Origin of the sequence: Bradyrhizobium sp. PRIMUS42 (assembly GCF_023006515.1) — a bacterium.
Taxonomy (GTDB): domain Bacteria; phylum Pseudomonadota; class Alphaproteobacteria; order Rhizobiales; family Xanthobacteraceae; genus Bradyrhizobium.
On the sequence record NZ_JALBGZ010001358.1, the window covers coordinates 1 to 780 of the forward strand.

Consider the following 780-nt stretch of genomic DNA (forward strand, 5'->3'; position numbering starts at 1 on the left):
GAACCGAGCCGCGCGAGGGGCCTCCGCCGAACAGCGTGTCACGCATCGTATCGAGGAAGCCGCCGGACGGCGCGGACTCGGGCGCATGGGCCGCTTCCAGCTCCTGGATGCGGTTATGAGCACGTTTCAGCGCTTCGTCCTGCAACAGCGTGGTCTGCACCAGCGCGTAGATCGCGCCCGGCGCTTTGCGCAGGCCGTCCGAGATCGCGGCGATGGCGTCGGGATCGCGGGGGGCATTTTCCAGTTTCGAAAGCCGATCGAAAAGGTCGTCGACGAGCTGGCGTTCCTGCGGCGTCATGATCAATCTCCTTCGCGCAAAACAAGCGCGCAGCAGATGTAGGGTTCCATTGTGGCCCCAACAGTGCCGGCCGGATTAAATTTCGGTATGCGACAAGCTGCCCCTGCAGCTTGCTTTCAGCCGGATTCATCCGAGCGTGGCGCCGCTGTCCGCCAGCAGACGCGCAAAGGCGTCGCTTGAGAGATAGGCGTGCTCGCGTTCGCGGACATCCGTCATCGGGTCGAGGCCGGCGAGGATGTCGTCGACGAAGCCGGGATGGCACATCACGAGGCCGCCATCCGGCAAGCCTTCCAGGAATTGCCGCATCAACTCGCCAAAATCGGCCGCCCGCGTGAAGTCATAGGCGCCGGCAAAGCCGGGGTTGAAGCTGAGGCCGGCGCGGCGACGCCGATGGTCGGCTCGCCGACACCGCCCCAGAACCCGCCGCTCGGCACCATCACCGATTCCACCTTCGGCATCTCGTTGATGCGCATCGAGTTGTA

Annotated in this window: 2 protein-coding genes; both read right to left on the reverse strand. The window is 64.7% G+C overall.

The window, feature by feature from the left end:
- A partial coding sequence (locus tag MOV75_RS40325; RefSeq protein ID WP_247008420.1) for a DUF2076 domain-containing protein occupies positions 1–298 on the reverse strand: 298 nt, incomplete at its 3' end.
- A gap of 126 nt (positions 299–424) precedes the next feature.
- A partial coding sequence (locus MOV75_RS40330; protein WP_247008422.1) for a ChbG/HpnK family deacetylase occupies positions 425–780 on the reverse strand: 356 nt, incomplete at its 5' end.